This is a genomic window from Lysinibacillus sp. NPDC096212 (genome assembly GCF_044763105.1).
Taxonomy (GTDB): domain Bacteria; phylum Bacillota; class Bacilli; order Bacillales_A; family Planococcaceae; genus Lysinibacillus.
On the sequence record NZ_JBIWFQ010000014.1, the window covers coordinates 99,090 to 115,453 of the forward strand.

Annotated in this window: 17 protein-coding genes; 1 reads left to right on the top strand and 16 read right to left on the bottom strand. The window is 34.7% G+C overall.

The window, feature by feature from the left end; genetic code table 11:
* Positions 1-207: 207 nt before the first annotated feature.
* Genes ACIQ7T_RS15040 through ACIQ7T_RS15060 form a run of 5 tightly spaced genes read right to left on the bottom strand, consistent with a single transcriptional unit; the run spans position 208 to position 2,818 of the window.
* The gene (locus ACIQ7T_RS15040; RefSeq protein WP_370080471.1) at positions 208-456 is read right to left on the bottom strand and encodes a hypothetical protein; all 249 of its coding nucleotides are present in this window, start codon (positions 454-456) and stop codon (positions 208-210) included.
* Entirely contained in the window at positions 449-952 is a 504-nt protein-coding gene (locus ACIQ7T_RS15045; protein WP_370080491.1) for an RNA polymerase sigma factor, read from the bottom strand. Before ACIQ7T_RS15045 ends, ACIQ7T_RS15040 begins: the two co-directional genes overlap by 8 nt.
* A gap of 10 nt (positions 953-962) precedes the next feature.
* Positions 963-1,349, bottom strand: coding sequence for a group-specific protein (locus ACIQ7T_RS15050; protein WP_370080473.1), 387 nt, complete (start codon positions 1,347-1,349; stop codon positions 963-965).
* Positions 1,350-2,099 (bottom strand): ABC transporter permease, encoded by a 750-nt coding sequence (locus ACIQ7T_RS15055; protein ID WP_370080475.1) that lies wholly within the window; start codon positions 2,097-2,099, stop codon positions 1,350-1,352.
* Entirely contained in the window at positions 2,096-2,818 is a 723-nt protein-coding gene (locus ACIQ7T_RS15060; protein ID WP_370080477.1) for an ATP-binding cassette domain-containing protein, read from the bottom strand. The genes ACIQ7T_RS15055 and ACIQ7T_RS15060 overlap by 4 nt, the downstream gene beginning before the upstream one ends.
* A gap of 248 nt (positions 2,819-3,066) precedes the next feature.
* Between ACIQ7T_RS15060 and ACIQ7T_RS15065 the strand changes: the two genes are divergently transcribed.
* Complete coding sequence (locus ACIQ7T_RS15065) at positions 3,067-3,654, top strand: hypothetical protein (protein WP_370080479.1); 588 nt, start codon at positions 3,067-3,069, stop codon at positions 3,652-3,654.
* Between the two features lie 264 nt (positions 3,655-3,918).
* Here ACIQ7T_RS15065 and ACIQ7T_RS15070 read toward each other — a convergent pair whose 3' ends face one another.
* The 11 genes from ACIQ7T_RS15070 to ACIQ7T_RS15120 form a co-directional block, all read right to left on the bottom strand.
* Entirely contained in the window at positions 3,919-5,022 is a 1,104-nt protein-coding gene (locus ACIQ7T_RS15070; protein ID WP_402871267.1) for a C45 family autoproteolytic acyltransferase/hydrolase, read from the bottom strand.
* A gap of 87 nt (positions 5,023-5,109) precedes the next feature.
* Entirely contained in the window at positions 5,110-5,958 is an 849-nt protein-coding gene (locus ACIQ7T_RS15075) for a MerR family transcriptional regulator (RefSeq protein WP_402871270.1), read from the bottom strand.
* 424 nt (positions 5,959-6,382) lie between these two features.
* On the bottom strand, positions 6,383-6,703 hold the full coding sequence (locus tag ACIQ7T_RS15080) for a hypothetical protein (protein ID WP_285394919.1): 321 nt from the start codon (positions 6,701-6,703) through the stop codon (positions 6,383-6,385).
* Positions 6,704-6,867: 164 nt separating this feature from the next.
* The gene (locus ACIQ7T_RS15085; RefSeq protein ID WP_402871273.1) at positions 6,868-8,436 is read right to left on the bottom strand and encodes a putative ABC transporter permease subunit; all 1,569 of its coding nucleotides are present in this window, start codon (positions 8,434-8,436) and stop codon (positions 6,868-6,870) included.
* A complete protein-coding gene (locus ACIQ7T_RS15090; RefSeq protein WP_402871322.1) occupies positions 8,405-9,142 on the bottom strand; it encodes an ABC transporter ATP-binding protein in 738 nt (245 codons plus the stop codon). The genes ACIQ7T_RS15085 and ACIQ7T_RS15090 overlap by 32 nt, the downstream gene beginning before the upstream one ends.
* 550 nt (positions 9,143-9,692) lie before the next feature.
* Entirely contained in the window at positions 9,693-10,973 is a 1,281-nt protein-coding gene (locus tag ACIQ7T_RS15095) for an alpha/beta hydrolase (protein WP_402871276.1), read from the bottom strand.
* 13 nt (positions 10,974-10,986) lie between these two features.
* Positions 10,987-12,066 carry a DUF1648 domain-containing protein gene (locus ACIQ7T_RS15100; RefSeq protein WP_402871279.1) on the bottom strand — a complete coding sequence of 360 codons (1,080 nt, stop codon included), beginning with the start codon at positions 12,064-12,066 and terminating at the stop codon, positions 10,987-10,989.
* A 7-nt stretch (positions 12,067-12,073) separates the two neighbouring features.
* Entirely contained in the window at positions 12,074-12,451 is a 378-nt protein-coding gene (locus tag ACIQ7T_RS15105; protein ID WP_249073792.1) for a GntR family transcriptional regulator, read from the bottom strand.
* A gap of 513 nt (positions 12,452-12,964) precedes the next feature.
* Complete coding sequence (locus tag ACIQ7T_RS15110; RefSeq protein WP_402871282.1) at positions 12,965-13,342, bottom strand: carboxymuconolactone decarboxylase family protein; 378 nt, start codon at positions 13,340-13,342, stop codon at positions 12,965-12,967.
* A gap of 210 nt (positions 13,343-13,552) precedes the next feature.
* Positions 13,553-14,926 carry an argininosuccinate lyase gene (argH, locus tag ACIQ7T_RS15115; RefSeq protein WP_402871285.1) on the bottom strand — a complete coding sequence of 458 codons (1,374 nt, stop codon included), beginning with the start codon at positions 14,924-14,926 and terminating at the stop codon, positions 13,553-13,555.
* Between the two features lie 87 nt (positions 14,927-15,013).
* Positions 15,014-16,207, bottom strand: a complete 1,194-nt coding sequence (locus tag ACIQ7T_RS15120; protein WP_402871288.1) for an argininosuccinate synthase — start codon at positions 16,205-16,207, stop codon at positions 15,014-15,016.
* Positions 16,208-16,364: the final 157 nt, after the last annotated feature.

A 16,364-nucleotide genomic window follows, 5' to 3' on the forward strand; every position in this document is an offset into this window, starting at 1 on the left:
ACCTCCAAATAATCCAAATATTTCCTTAAAATGGGCAATGAATAGTATTTTATTCATTAAAAATACCACAACCGGGTGATTGTGGCAGTGAGAAATTTAACTTCTTTCAGCAAATTGTACTGAAAGTGAAACGGCAGTTACAATTATTTTCTGTAGCGAAAGCAAAACGTCAGCTACAAATGTTTTATTTAACGTAAGTCATAAAATTTATTGCAATAAAATTTGGAGAATTGTAATAAATACTGCCGCGACAATGGGCACTATTTTCAAAGAGGTGTAGCCAACTGAAGATGTACATATTGACTCTAACGGATCCTTCGTTGGTGAGGCTAAATACTGAAGAAAACGTTGCCAGCGACTTTTCTTATATTTCATCAACTGCTGGGGAATCTCCACTTTATCATCATCTAAGCTGTCTTTTAACCATTGTTCCTTTTGAAATTCATCCTTAAGCATCGAAATCCTCCTTTAGCTCTTCCTTTAAAGTCCTTATCGCGTTATGTAGCCTCGATTTAACGGTACCAAGTGGAATGGACAAAATTTGTGCAATTTCCTCCTGTGGCAAATCATGATAGTAAACGAGCAAAATAACAGCTCGTTGCTTATCCGGTAAGCGAAGAATCGCTTCTTGAATCGTTAATTTCTCGTCAGCAGACATTCGATGGCTTGACGTCGGTACTAAAAACGGGAAGAGCGTGCGCCATTTTTTACGCCGATTTAATTTATTAATCATTAAGCGATAAGCAATTTGAAATAAAAACGCCTTAATCGTTCCCTTTTGCTGGTCAAAATCTGTTTTTATATATTGTAAACGCTCAAAGGTATCTTGCACAATATCAATGCTTAGCTGATCTTCCCGAGTATAGCGAAATAAAAAGCAGTACAATGGCTCATACAAACGATTATAGAGCTGTTCAAAGCCCTCTACTTCACCGTTTTTATAGGCCTCCATCCACTCCTCATTACTCATCATCTAGCTCATCCCCCCAATGAGCCTTAATGGATTTTAATGTCACGGAAATACGTAGTACCAAATAAATTACTATAATAATGATCCAAACTTGTGATTGATTTGTAAAGAATTGCACATAAGAATTTTCAATTGTTCTTCCACAAAAAAGTAATATGTTTAACGCCTGCACACAGAAAATTGTATAAACCGATAAAAAAAGTGTTAGCGAATCAAATACATTCCAACGCAAATAAATCGTTGTTTTTTTATAATTTATTTTTCCATGTTCACGAACAATATATTTTCTATCCATAGGAATCATAAGCGTTAATATTATTATCATCATTATTCCACTAACAACCAATGACCAAATAAATCCAATTGGCAAAGGAATCACCTACCTCATTCTAAATACTTTTTTGGCAATAACCGCTAACGCCAAGCTAATAACTGCTAAAATTATACAATATTGATATTGCGGAAGCCATGTTTCGTTAATTAAATTCAAGTACACTTGCAAGCTATCATTTAAATAAAGCATTGGATTCCAGCTTAGAAAAATATAATAATCATGTGGATTTTTCCCTGCAAGTGTTAAAAACACCGTTGTCATCGTTACTGAAAACATGAATAAAATCATAATTGGCGTTAACATGCTTTGAGCTACTTTCTCATTTTTAAATAGACCTGCCAATATAAAGCTCAATGGATATAATGCCAGTAAAACAAAATTACTAATCAAAATAATCATAAAAAAAGATGAAAATGAAATATCAATGATGAAGGAATAGCCAATGAGTAGTAACACTAAAAATATATTTAATAATGTAAAAACACCGATTCCCATCCCAATATAGTAAGTGTGTGGCTTAACGCCTGTTCGCTGTACCCATTGAAACGTTCTATGGGCCTTCATATCTGCCAAATATATTGTTGCGCTAGAAAATGCAAATGAGAAAATTAACATTAAAATTGAAATTGGTAAAAACTGACCTTTAATCATAAAATCTATCGCATCTCCAGTCACTATATTTTTACAAATCACTGAAGTAAACATAAATATAAAGGATGGTAATAAATTCCCAATAGTCATTCCTGGATTGCGAATACTTTCTAACATATACATTTTTGCAATTTGTTTAGTCATCCCGCTTTTCCTCCTAAAATTTGTCCTGTCACTTCATAGTAGATACCTTCGATTCCAGGTAATTTCGCGTCAGTGTATTTTCTATAGAGTTCATCCTGTGTGCTATTTTCAATAAGCTTCCCTTCTTTTAAGATCACTACATAATCAAATAAAGGTTCTAACCCTGCCACCTCATGACTAATAATAATAATCATTTTGTTACGTTGACGAATTTCATCTTGTAAGTAAAACATCAATTGTTTTTTCTTTGTTAAATCTAAATCAGCAAACGGCTCATCTAATATGATGATTGGTTTATTTAATAAAAAAGAAAGGAAGATGGATACTGCTTTACGTTGACCGCCTGATGCATTTTTCAACAAGATGTGGTCATAAGTTGGCAATCCTAATATTTCATATAGCTCTCCCAAATCATTTTTATTGTTCGTCAATGTAGTAAAAAGAGCCAACACTTCACGAATTTTAAGATGCTGATAACTCGAAAAAAATTGGTATTGTAACGCAACTTGCTCTTGTACATTTTTAGACGAATCATTGAATAGAATGGTACCACCATCAGGTTTTACATCTCCAGCTATACATTTTGATAAAGTAGATTTACCCGCTCCATTCTGACCTAATAATAAATAACAATAGCCCAATTTAAATGTGGCTGACACACCATCCAAAACGTTCACACCATTATATTTTTTCACAATATCCTTCACAATAAGTTCCAAAATAAACCCTCCCTTTTTATATGTTCACTGACTATACAAATGGGGATTGTAAAAGGTTCATTTTATTTTTTAAAAAAATGAAATAAAATTATATGTTTCTATATAATGATTTTTTATGTAAAATAAATAATTATTGGGAATTAAGTAAAAACAAAGGTATTCCACCCTAACACGATGAGTGGTTAGACGAAATTTTCTATTGTTTTTACTTCACGATTAATAGAATACTAATTAAGGGAGTTACTGAAGTGAGCGATTTTGAAGAACTTAAGTATTTTTTAGGGCCACATTTTGGTCCAGAGATAGACTGGGAGCTAATCGAATACGCTGTTATTGATCATCGACAATTAAGTAAAAAAGGGCGATCCAAATTCAAAGAAGAGCTCCTTTATATGAAGCAACTTTTAGAACAAAATCAATATGATAAATTACAACAGATTATTGAGAAGCATGATTTAGAAGATACAAAGCTTTACGATATAGAAAAAATACAAAGATTTATTGATGAGGTTCTACCTATTATTGAGAAATATGAGTATAAGAAAGGAATTCCTTATGTCCCTTTTAAAGCTTTAAATTATTTGTTTGATAAAATTATCAATCCTACTAAAACATTTTTATCTTTTGACTTTATTGCTATAGATATCAAAAGAGAAGGAGATACATTTATACATCATATTTTGCAAGATTTACAAAATGTAGAAAAAGCCTTTATAGAGCAAGATGAAGCAAAGATTCAAAAGTTACAACAACTTTCCAGAGAAAAAGGTGTTACTATTTTTGAATCACAATATCGAGATGAATTTATCCAAGTAGTAACGAACGAATTAAGTTAATAAACAAGTATGTCCTATAAAGAGAATTGACTACGAATAATAGCCACTGTATAGCTCGCTCAGCCCCCAGAATATATTTGATCCATAAAGTAAAATTTCAACTCATAGTGATTTTTCTACTGATAATATGTAAAGTTTATCGAGCTAATACGCTTTAGTAATTGTCAACTCCTAGCGTTAAATTTGGCGAGTTTTATTTCTTTCTCTTTTTAACAATCGGACACGACAAAAAGGCCTCTCACAAAGGAAAGGTCTTTTTGTTGTTTAAGATTTTATTATTTTCCAAAATTCAGTTCCATAGCTTTTATTATTAAATTCAACAGATGTTTGTGTTTTCACTAAATTCTCACCAACGTCTATTTTGTTGACCTGATTTTGTAATGGTGAGCCAAATGAAAATTCCAGTTGTAAATCAGTAAGGTTAAACAAAATTGAATGCACTGTTCCAAAGCTTTCTTTATAATTATGAACTGATAATCCACTTGGAAACTCTGTTAAAAGAAGTTCTTGGATTTCATCAATAGATCTTTTTCCACTTTCCTTAAATTTCTCCTCTAAAATATCATACCTTAATTGAGAATGCTCAAGCTTCCCTGGCTCCATTTCTTGTATTGCGGAAAATAGGCCATGGTTAGTTGCAATAAGATAATCAAGTTCTGCACGTTTTACTTCTTTAATGCCGTCATATGTTCCAATCAAAGCCGCGTCACCATTTGCATCAGCCAAAAGTAAATTCATATTCGTTCCTACTGGCATATTGTTAACCATATAAATTGCTTCTTCGACATTTTTACAGTTTTCTAATAGGGCTCTAACAATAACCATAAACTGTAACCCAGGTACTACTGGTGGTCTCATACCAGGATATTTACCAATAGGCATACCACATGATGCATATGCAACACATAGCCCCTTCTCATTTAAGCCTTCACTTCGACCGAATGTTGAAACAGAAAATCCTGTATGAGTATATTTCCCTTCAACACGAGTAGTACATAAGCGCATATCCGAAATATCAGGTGATAAATCATAATTTCTTAAAACATATGTTTTACCATCTACCATCTTTCCAGGTAAAATAGCCCCTAAACTACATCCCCCAGGAATTAACCACGCATTTTGATAAAAATTTAGTTGTTCAGGCGCATAACCAAAACCTTCTGCAAAGCCTTCTAATTCTTTATTTAAACCTGGGCAATACTGCTCTATTTGTGCTTTCATTTCAAAATAAGCGTTGTCAGAAGTTAAATTTTCCGTAAAGAATAGCGATTTTGCAAAAGGGTTATTTTGAAATTCTCTCGCTTGTGATTGTCCAATCTCATATGAACTACCTTTAAGAAATGCAAACTGTCCTGTATTTGTTTTCATCGATATACCCCGTTCTATATTTTAGTAGCAAGACATTTCTTACCTTGCTAAATACAGAATAAAGTCTCCATCTACTGGAGAGTTTAGCTAGTTTCTTAGTTTCACAAATACTTTTGTCAAAAAATCATTTGGATGTAGCTCAATATTTGGTTTAATATTAATTGGATTAACTACTTCAGTTGGTATTAACCCCTTTATGTACTGCTCCATAAAAGTCCCTTCTGCTTGGAGGGATTGCTCAGTCAGCCATTCCTGCAAGCGACTATAGCCAAAATGTAACTCTGAATACGGTCCCTTTACATTTATACAAGCATACTTGCCTTCTGGTATTACTTTAATATACTCCCCTTGTTGAGTTGCTTTTACTGGTAACAGAAGTTCAACATCTGCTATATTTTGGTTCCTGTCCTGTTGGTGGAGAATTGCAACAAGCTCCCCATCTTTCTCAAATTGATACGCATAGATTCGTTCAAATAATTTTTGAACTAGCTTATCCATTTCAATAATATGTATCTTTTCACGGATGGAAAGCACCTGTGTTTTTGGTCGTTCTTCTATGTAACAACTTGATAATATTGGCTTTGGATTAAACGTTTCAGTGTTCCTTATAGAATTTTTCACTTGGACAATATTTTGAATTAGTTCAGCGATTACTTCTTGTTGATGCTCTAATTCCTGAACTTTTTTATGTAATCTTAGCTCTAAATCTTGCCAATCATTTTTTCCTTTCATAATCTGTTCAATCTCTTTTAATGAAAAATGACAATTTTTTAGTACCTGAATCGTATTCAGTTCTTTCATTTTATCGTAATCAAAATAACGATAGCCGGTCACTTCATCTATAAAAGATGGTTCGAGTAATCCAATATCACTATAGTAACGAATAGTTTTTACAGGAACATTACACAGGTTCGAAAATTTCCCAATGCTATACATAAAAACACCTTCTTTTTAAATAGTTGCATGTGCTATGTCATTCATTTTAAATGAATTAAAATAAACCTCTCCTTGCTTAGTAATTGTACGATAAAGTAGTAGTAAATGTTTCACTATAATGAACTTATTAACATGGTATACGTTTTAACAAATATCATCGACAACTTGCTCAAAAAACAAAAGAGTATGCTCATCATTTTTTGATTTGAGCATACTTCTTTTGGTTATATACTAATTTGTTTCGTACGGGTATTTGCCCTGCTTCCGCGGGTAAACTTATCCATAATATGATAGATTAGTTGAAGACTATCAGAATGGATGGCGCAGAGGGTGGAAAAATGGAAAATTTATATCAAATTTTTCTAATGTGAAAACTGGGTTTTCAACAAGTAAAATGCAAAGAAGCTTAGAATTGCTAGAGGAATTACATATTCCAATTTGATAAGATTGTATAAACCATAAATCCACCTACTATTAAGTTCCCAATAATTATAAATGGTAAGTTTCCTTGTAATTTAGTATTTTTCTTTTTCCCTACTCCACCTAACGCAGTAATCCCTATAAATAAAGACAATGCAGGATATATAAAGATAAAATACTTACTGCCGTTTAAATTGGGACCGGCTATGTTGAAGGTAATAGGAATCTCATCCGATATATTTTGTACACCAATAATTGAAAACGCCAAAAACAAGGCACAAAATATCCAAGGAATTATACGTACTGACTTTTTAGATGTATTCATAATAATCTCCATTCTCTCCCTTGTCCGCTTCACGATACAAACAGTAATGAAAGCGAGTGAGCGGAACACTCTATTTTTCGATTTTTCAATTAATTCCAGTCTTTATTTAGCTTACTTTTTTCAATAATATTTAATAATTTCATCTTCACACTACTCTTCCCAAATTAAATAGGCTCACCATTTATTGTTTTTGCATATAACATGCTAGTTACGATGCCCAAGCATGAAATAATAATAACATCATATATACCTACTATCGAACCTAACCATAGTACTCTTGGAACTGCTGCAATGAATACCAGAATCGCTGCACCGAAAAACCCCAATACACTTGATATACTCCGCTTTACTACTTGGAGTTCTGATTGCCAACTATAATTGACAAATCTTAAATTAATAGCGACTCCGTATATTGCTGAAAATACTGCAAATGCACATGGAAGAAGTACTAATGTGATGGAATGAAATAATGTTGCTCCAAACACTCTTCCGATTATTAATCCGTTTATTATCGTAAGAGGTATTGTAAGCGTAAGATTAACAAGTATCTTACTCTTTACAACCAATTCTTTCGACAATGGAAAAGTTTTGATTATCCAAATATTTTTACCTTCAAGTGAAAAAGACACGCTACTTGTATTTGAAAGACATACCATCAATGACATTATATACGGTGTTACGCCATACAGAGTCTCTACTGTATTAATAGTATTTATCGGCATATTTTCCATCACTTTTGTAATTGAAATCATTAAAGAAATCGTAAAAATAACCATCATGATCATTCCAAATGTTGTGTTTATTAAGTACGTTGTGGACGAAAATAGTCGTTTGATTTCTTTCACATATAATGCTTTTAATTTACTTGATCTTTTTAATGTGTTTATTTCATATTTTTTGTTACTACTCATTGATCGAATTTTAGTATTTAGTCCTTTGTATACAAACGAGAGACCTATAATGAAAATCACTGTTAACACTATTGAAACTGCTATATATATAAGAAAATCTCCCACTTTTCCTGTTACCAGTATTTTATTAAACAAATAAAACATTGGATACACTTGGTTAGCCTGATTCAATATATTTGTTAAGATCAATTTCATATCGCTTGGGTCTAATTTATAACTACTCAATGTTGGTGCTAATACTAAAAATAAAATAATACACATATAGCTAAATGAAGAAACCGCACGAGAATATTTTGCTCTCGATGAAACTTCTAAAACTACTATACTAACAATTGATGCTATAATTGATGGCACTAATGCAACTGTAAGTATTCCAATCAGTATCTTTATCCAAAAAACGCCGCTTACTGTTCCTGTAAAGAAATATACTGCTCCCATAAGAAGCATGATTATTAAAGATACTACCGTATTCAAGAAATATATATATAAGAATCTACTTACTACTATTATCGATGTTTTAATAGGAAGTGACATTAATGTGTCATAATCTCTTTTTCCAAAAAACTCATCACTAGCACTAAAAAATGCTATAAACAATGATATAAGAGTACTCACTAAAAATGAATATGCAAGTATGTGTTCTCTCATATTATATTCATTCAGCAAATATCCAAGACTTGTAATATACGCTAGCCCGAAAGCAGACGCAAGAAATATACCAACAATAGCCATTTTATCACCAAAGTTGGCTTTACCTTTTAGGGTATTAAGTCTCACTAGTGAAATAATCCTAATTTTCAGAAGAATCGATAAGTGTTTCATCTTTTAACTCCTTCATAAAGAACTCTTCCAATGTTTGATTTTGTATTATGTCATCCATCGTACCACTATAAACTAGCTTTCCACGATTAATCATGGCCACCTTATGACAAAGCTTTTCTGCAACATCTAAGACATGTGTTGAAAAAAATATTGCATTCCCTTTAGCAGTCATTTTCTTCATTATCTCTTTTAAATCAACTACTGCTTTTGGATCAAGACCTACAAATGGCTCGTCCAGAATCAAAAGCTTTGGTTCATGAATAATAGCCCCAGTTATTGCTAACTTTTGCTTCATTCCGTGAGAATAAGAGGATATTAGATTTCCAAGACTTTCTGTTATTCCAAACATTCCAGAATATTCTTTTATTCTCTTTACTCGAATATCTTCCGGAACTCCGAAAATATCTACTACAAAATTTAAATACTGGATTCCTGTCAAATGTTCATATAATTCGGGACTATCAGGAATATAAGCAAATTTTGATTTGCATACAAGCGGCTCTTTCTTAATAGAATGCCCATCAATGTAGATGTCGCCTTCTTCAAAATCTAGGATTCCTACTACTGATTTGATTGTTGTACTTTTCCCTGCTCCATTATGACCTATAAATCCAAAAACATCGCCATTTTCAACACATAAACTAATGTTATCGACAGCTTTTTTTTCACCTTTATACACTTTTGAAAAATTTTTAATATCTAGGATTCCCATTCTTTCATCTCCTTACCTTATTATTACCGATCGATTACTTACAACCTCGCTAATGACCTTCGTAAAGCTTTCACGGAAATCATCACAAGTAAATGAAAAAAGTGGTTATCATCAAATGTTTGAAGTTTAAATCCATCTGGAACTTTGCTTCAGAATAGGGGGTATCATTACTTACTATTGGTTTTGAATGGGAGCTTTGCAAACTCTAATTTTTCAAGTGGACTGTTGCTAAATGGCTTTCTGGTAGTCTTCGTTCTGACCTCTACGATTCTCTATTTTATGCTCACAAAGTACAGTTAGATTCAGAACTTATAGTTTAACTTGGCTTACTTCCTATGATTGAAAGTAAACCAAGTTCTTTTCTATTTTTTTTTTATGCTCAGACCATCTTTCAAGTCCTTCCTCACCTTTGAAAGCGCATTCTCTTATACCGCTTTGGATTGGTGAAGAAAATATAATCGCACTTTTAATTTCGCCTAATTGTATATCAAAACTTTCACTATCGATTCCTTTGTAGAATCAGACCTGTCTCCATTCCTAGTCTCTATTTCTTAATAAATTGCTGGATGGCTGGCAACAATTCTTTATGAAGTGGTAATGATGGGTCTGAATACGTCGCTAAATTTTTCGCGCGATCTGCTGGAGCATTTTTTAACACATGATTCATGCCGTCCATATATACAAGCTCGGCATCTGGTTTACCTTTCTTTAATGCTTCCGCATCCGTTGCAACTACTTGTAAGTCAGTTTTTCCTTGAATAATTAAAACTCGGCTACTTACTTTTGCTAACTCACTTGCAGGGTTATATTTTAACCATGAAATCATATATGGTTGAATGGAAGAGCGGAAGAGAGATTGTAATTCTGGTGAAACGTTCTTCACTAGCTCGCCTTTTTTCAAGGATGCAAGAGCATCTGTTGATTCTTTTAGAAGGGCTGGTGTAAACTGACCTTTTACTTGCTCTAACAGAACTTCATCTATTGGTCTTCCAGTGCCTGCGATGGAAACAAAGGACTCTACCTTTGCTTTTTGTGCGGCTAGCAAACCGATCAGTGAGCCTTCGCTATGACCAATAATATGAACACTTGAATAAGCTTTGTCGGCTAACAGGGTATTAATTACTTGAACTGCGTCATCTACGTATTGGTCGATCGTTAAATCCTCTTCCTTTGTTAAAAGGGATTGATTATCGCCAATTCCACGTTTATCATAGCGGACAGTTGCAATACCATCTTTTGCTAAGCCTTCTGCAATCATTTTTAAGCTATTATTTTTACCAGCTAAGGCTGAATTTCCATCCTTATCCGTTGGACCAGAGCCTGCTATAATAAGCGCAACTGGAGATGATTGGTTGCTAGCCTTTTGAAGAGCCGCTGTTAACTCACCATCCTTGACGGGAACCTTTAACGTTTCATACGTAACTGGTTGTTTTGGCTGTTCTTTGAATGGCTTTAAGACAAGTGGGAATTTGCCACCATTTTGTTGGAATGTTGCTTCTATTTGCCCATCTTTTAATGTGCCTTTAATTTCAATTGCAGAGCCATTTAAGTTGATCGAAACATTCACTTGATCTCCATTATATGTAATGCTTTTAAATGGATAATTCCCTTGCCCAGGTACTGATAGTTTCCCGTTATCTTTTTGCAAATCAACAATAATTGGAAATGCTCCATTCGGTGTCTCAATATTCCCTTCCCATTTACCTATTAGTTGTTCATTCATTTTATTGTCCCCTTTCGTCTCTTTCCCTTTTGTGTTGTCTTCCTTCTGAGCGCATGCTGTTAATAATAAAAGTGCACAACATAAAACTAATAGTTTTTTCATAAAATCTCTCCCTCTATATGAAAATGACTAACAAGATTGATAAAAATATGACAAGTAAAATGATATAGCTCCATTTATTCGCCATATTCACAGTCCAACCAATACCGTATTTCTTTTCTACTAATAGTGAAGGGTCATTTTTATTACTATAAAAAATACCCCATTTCCAGTATCGATCATCGGCTGAAGCTGTTTCGTTTGTATGTAAATCATCAAAGCGCTCATTACTTTTACTTAATTTCCAATTGAAGAGGATAAGTCCCCCTAAAGAAACGATCATAGATACAATAAAAAGAGGGAAGAAATAAGGAGCTGTTTGATCTTTTAAAATCACTGTCGTGTAATGTAAAACAACAAAAAGAATGGTCATATTATAATTAATCGCCGCTAAATACCAGCTGCCATATTTACGCTGAGTAAGCTCTCTATTGGCCGAAGCTTCTTTCGCCTGTGCGCTCAATTGAATTTTGGCACTTTTCATACCAAAACTTATAATGAATAAGCTAATTTGTGTCCCTAGTAAAATAAGTGGCATGACAATTACAGAGATCCACGTTTTTTCAGTCCAACCGTCTGCCTCACCTGCTGCATTCCAATGGGTTGCAAACACATCCGGAATGGCATTGTAATTCATATAGGTAAAGGTAATCAACGCTAACGTGATAATAATTGGTAATGCGAAAAATACAGGTGAAAGTACTTCATCTCTATCACGTATAGATAGATCCGTCACATAAACAGTTTTGACATGTGCCTCCCAATTTTCTTGTTTTTTTAGTTTTTTTATTTTTATATGATAAGACATAGAAAGAGCAGCTGATAGGAGAAACATGACACATAGGAATATAAAGGATAGTAAAACAAATTTCTTTTCCTGAATGGACGTCAATAATAGTAAAATTTGGCCTAAAAGAAATGCAGCTGCGATGCTCCCTACAAACATGCTGTAGTGCTTTTTAAATAGTTGTAATTGCTGATGTTGCACATAGGGCTCTGGAATTGACACACCAAACACTGTTGTTTTTCTCGACAAATATGGTGTTACTGTTTCCAGTACCCCTACAAAGATAAAAATGCCTATTATAAAAAGCATATTTCCCCTACTTCCATTGTTTTAAAATTCGATGAAACAAACTTGTCATTTGATCTTTTTCAAGGCCACGTGCAAAGGCCTCTGCCATAATTGGTTTTAATGCATTTTCTACTTTTTCAACTTCCGTCTCTTGCAATTCTTTTTTTTGACCACCGATAATGAGAGCCTTTGCTTTCGGCTTTAATTCGATTAACCCTTTTTCTTCGAGTTCGTGATAGCTCTTACTTACCGTACTGACATTAATCCCTAAATCTGCAGCCATTGAACGAACTGAAGGTAATGTATCACCATTTTTTAGCTCTCCCTTAGCAATTAACTCAATTAACTGATTTGCTAACTGTTTGTAGAGCTGTAATTCACTGCTTGGATCTAAATGAATATTCATTTTACCCCTCCAATCTGTACCGCTTATCACCAAACAGAAATCTGTCATACTTAGAGTAGTACAGATTTTTGAAAAAGTCAAATTTTTCTATAAAGTAAAAATTAAATTAGTAGGAAATCTTCTTCATCATCACTGGTCTAACAGACTTTAGGGCAATCAATGCAAAAAAAAAGGACCCAGGAAAATTCTGGATCCAAGAACACTTATTTCTATTGATTATATCTGTATCGGTTTTTGCTTCTTCTTAAGAAACAGCAAAACAGAATATCCTCTGCCTCACCTTTTTCTTAAGATTTTAGAAGCTCACCCTATACAACTGTGGCGGACTTTCCTGAGATTCCTGGTCTTTGGGTGTTTGACTACTCATTCTACATCCTCCTAATCATATTAGATTAATAAGTGATTCCTCTTTTAATATGAACCGTTTCACAAGTGTTTATTCATGTGAAGCGCATTTTTATCAAAAGTACCTTGTTAAAGAATAGAACTCCACGAAAATGCAGCGTTTTTATTTTAGGCGTCTTCTTTAAAGACTTGTTGCGCAATCGTTAAAGCATTTTGCACACGCGGAAAGCCTATGTAAGGCACTAATTGTAATAATGCTTCCACAATTTCTGTCTGTGTCAATCCTACATGTAAACCACGTTTAATATGTGTCTTTGTTTGTGGGGCAGCACCTTGAGTTACTACTGCTGTAATGACAACAAGTGCACGGCTTTTTGCATCTAGCCCTGGTCGTGAATATACATCACCATAGGCAAATTCAATAATCATTTTGCGTAAATCTGGTGCTAAATCAGCTAGTGCATCTGCCTCAATCATTCTTGCCGCTTCTTCCTTTGTTACATACTGTTTAATTGTTTCGTATCCCTTTGTAAAACGCTCATTCATTGTAATCCCTCCCATTGTTATTTCTTTACACAAAAACCCCAATTCCGCGTCTCCAGAATTGGGGATTGTCCTTCACCTATGTAAGGGGCTCTTTTTCGTTTCACCCTCTGGCTCTAACGAAAAAGGAAAATGGTTTTTCATAGTGCCTCACTGGACAGCTTTAATGAATATCTATGCAAAAGTCACAAGGACATGCACGCTAAGTTATGGTTAAACGAGACAAGCTTTTGCTTTTTCAATTTGGATGATTACTTGATCAAATCCTGTACCACCTAAAGAATGGCGACGACGAACGGCTGCTTCAGGCGCTAATACATCGTAAATATCCGCTTCGATAAGCTCACTTTCTTTTTTCATGTCTTCCAGCGGTAAATCTAATAAGTAGATACCCTTTTGAATACATGTGAATACAAGTTTTCCTGTCACTTCATGTGCTTCACGGAAAGGCATACCTTTTGTTGCTAGATAATCTGCAAGCTCCGTAGCATTGGAGAAGTCAGAGTGTACTGCCTGGTGCAAACGCTCTGTATTGACAGTCATCGTGCGAATCATACCTTCAAAGATTTTTAGTGAACCAAGAATTGTATGGACTGTATCGAACATACCTTCTTTATCTTCTTGCATATCTTTGTTGTATGTTAACGGTGTTCCTTTCAGAACAGTTAATAAGCCCATTAAGTTACCGTAAACGCGTCCCGTTTTTCCACGGATTAACTCCGCCATATCAGGATTTTTCTTTTGTGGCATAATAGAAGAACCTGTTGAGAAGGCATCATCTAATTCGATAAATTTGAATTCATCTGTCGACCACAAAATAATTTCCTCTGCAAAACGAGATAAATGCGCCATTAATAATGATGAATTACTTAAAAATTCAACGATAAAATCACGGTCACTTACTGCATCCATCGAGTTTGCGTAAACCTCGCTGAAGCCTAAAAGCTCCGTTGATTTTAAGCGGTCGATTGGGAAAGTTGTCCCCGCCATGGCACCTGCACCTAAAGGCAAAATATCGATACGCTTAAGCGACTCCGTAAAACGTTGTTTATCACGCTCTAACATCCAGAAATAGGCCATTAAGTGATGCGCAAATGAGATTGGTTGGGCACGTTGTAAATGTGTATAGCCTGGCGCAATTGTTTCTACATGCTCCTCAGCTTTTTCAAGCAATGTCTTTTGGAATATCTCAATTAAACCGATTGCTTCCTTCACACGTTTTTTCAAGAAAATATGCATATCCGTTGCTACTTGGTCATTTCGGCTACGGCCTGTGTGAAGCTTACCACCTACAGGACCAATTAAATCAATGAGCATTTTTTCCAGATTTAAGTGAATATCTTCATTAGCAACTGTAAATTCAAGCTCCCCTGCGATTGCTTTTTCTTGTAATTGTGCAAGGCCACCAAGAATGGCCTCTACGTCAGCTGCTGGTAAAATTCCTGTTGCGCCAAGCATCGTAACATGTGCTACGCTACCTTCAAGGTCTTCTAGAACAAGCTGTTGGTCAAATCCAATCGATGCGCCGAACTCGTCCACCCATGCTTCTGCTGATTTTTGGAAACGTCCGCCCCAAAGTTTTGTCATAACAGCTCACCTTTTCCTTAAAAATTCTTTTTAAAAAAGGTGTAGTACAGCGTTTAATGCTACACTACACCCTGCTGTCAAAAAAGATTATTTTTTATTTACTGAAGAGTTAACCACTGTTGGCAAACCCCATAATTCGATGAAGCCTACTGCTGAAGCATGGTTGAATTGGTCTTCTTTAGAATATGTTGCTAGCTTTTCACTATAAAGTGAATTTGGGGATTTACGTCCTTCTACAATTGCATGACCTTTGTAAAGCTTCACGCGCACAGTTCCGTTCACAAACTTTTGTGATTCAGCAAGGAATGACTCCAGTGCTACACGTAATGGAGAGAACCATAAACCATCATAAATTAATTCAGATAATTTTTTCTCAATGACTGGCTTGAAGTGTGCTAACTCTTTTACAAGCGTTAAGTCTTCAAGTTCTTTATGAGCCGTTAATAGCACTTTAGCTCCTGGAATTTCATATACTTCACGAGATTTAATACCAACTAATCGGTTTTCTACGTGATCGATACGACCAACACCGTGTGCGCCAGCTACTGCATTTAATTCTTGGATTAAATCAGCAAGCTTCATTTCTTTACCGTTTAACGATACTGGCTTACCAGCAACGAATTCAATTTCTACGTATTCCGCTTCATTTGGAGCGTTTTCCACAGAAACTGTTAAACCATAAGCTTCTTCTGGTGGTGATACCCATGGATCTTCCATTACGCCCGCTTCATTTGCACGGCCCCATAAGTTTTGGTCGATAGAGAATGGTGAATCTAACGTTGCAGGAATCGGTACATCATGTTTCATAGCATATTCGATTTCCTCATCACGGCTCCAGCCCCACTCACGTACAGGTGCTAACACTTCTAAATCTGGATTTAACGCTTTAATTGAAACTTCGAAACGAACTTGGTCATTACCTTTACCTGTGCAACCATGAGCTACTGCGTCCGCTCCTACTTGGTTTGCAATCTCCACTAATTTTTTAGAAATTAATGGACGAGAAAGTGCCGATACTAATGGATATTTTTGTTCGTACCAAGTATGAGCTTGTAATGAGATTAATGCATATTCTTCAGCGAACTCATCCTTCGCATCTACCATATATGATTCAATTGCTCCTACATGGAGAGCTTTATTTTTTACGAATTCAAGGTCCTTACCTTCACCAACGTCAAGACAAACTGCAATAACGTCCCAACCTTGTTCTTTTAACCACGGAATTGCTACAGAAGTATCAAGTCCTCCTGAATATGCTAATACTACTTTTTTATTCGCCATAAAAAATGCGCCTCCAATTAATCTATAAGATATGTATGTTTATACATTCGTTTAAAAGTTTATACACGAATAGTATCACGTTATAAAAATAAGTGCAAGTGTATTTTTATAAATTTATAGACTTTTATGTTTATTGTAAAAAGTGTGTCATTACGGT

Bases quoted from the DNA above. Each gene is read 5' to 3' on its own strand.
- ACIQ7T_RS15120 (WP_402871288.1), bottom strand. From the start codon at position 16,207: ATGGCGAATAAAAAAGTAGTATTAGCATATTCAGGAGGACTTGATACT.
- ACIQ7T_RS15070 (WP_402871267.1), bottom strand. From the start codon at position 5,022: ATGAAAACAAATACAGGACAGTTTGCATTTCTTAAAGGTAGTTCATAT.
- ACIQ7T_RS15085 (WP_402871273.1), bottom strand. From the start codon at position 8,436: ATGAAACACTTATCGATTCTTCTGAAAATTAGGATTATTTCACTAGTG.
- ACIQ7T_RS15080 (WP_285394919.1), bottom strand. From the start codon at position 6,703: ATGAATACATCTAAAAAGTCAGTACGTATAATTCCTTGGATATTTTGT.
- argH (WP_402871285.1), bottom strand. From the start codon at position 14,926: ATGACAAAACTTTGGGGCGGACGTTTCCAAAAATCAGCAGAAGCATGG.
- ACIQ7T_RS15075 (WP_402871270.1), bottom strand. From the start codon at position 5,958: ATGTATAGCATTGGGAAATTTTCGAACCTGTGTAATGTTCCTGTAAAA.
- ACIQ7T_RS15110 (WP_402871282.1), bottom strand. From the start codon at position 13,342: ATGAATGAGCGTTTTACAAAGGGATACGAAACAATTAAACAGTATGTA.
- ACIQ7T_RS15045 (WP_370080491.1), bottom strand. From the start codon at position 952: ATGGAGGCCTATAAAAACGGTGAAGTAGAGGGCTTTGAACAGCTCTAT.
- ACIQ7T_RS15100 (WP_402871279.1), bottom strand. From the start codon at position 12,066: ATGCTTTTTATAATAGGCATTTTTATCTTTGTAGGGGTACTGGAAACA.
- ACIQ7T_RS15105 (WP_249073792.1), bottom strand. From the start codon at position 12,451: ATGAATATTCATTTAGATCCAAGCAGTGAATTACAGCTCTACAAACAG.
- ACIQ7T_RS15055 (WP_370080475.1), bottom strand. From the start codon at position 2,099: ATGACTAAACAAATTGCAAAAATGTATATGTTAGAAAGTATTCGCAAT.
- ACIQ7T_RS15095 (WP_402871276.1), bottom strand. From the start codon at position 10,973: ATGAAAAAACTATTAGTTTTATGTTGTGCACTTTTATTATTAACAGCA.
- ACIQ7T_RS15040 (WP_370080471.1), bottom strand. From the start codon at position 456: ATGCTTAAGGATGAATTTCAAAAGGAACAATGGTTAAAAGACAGCTTA.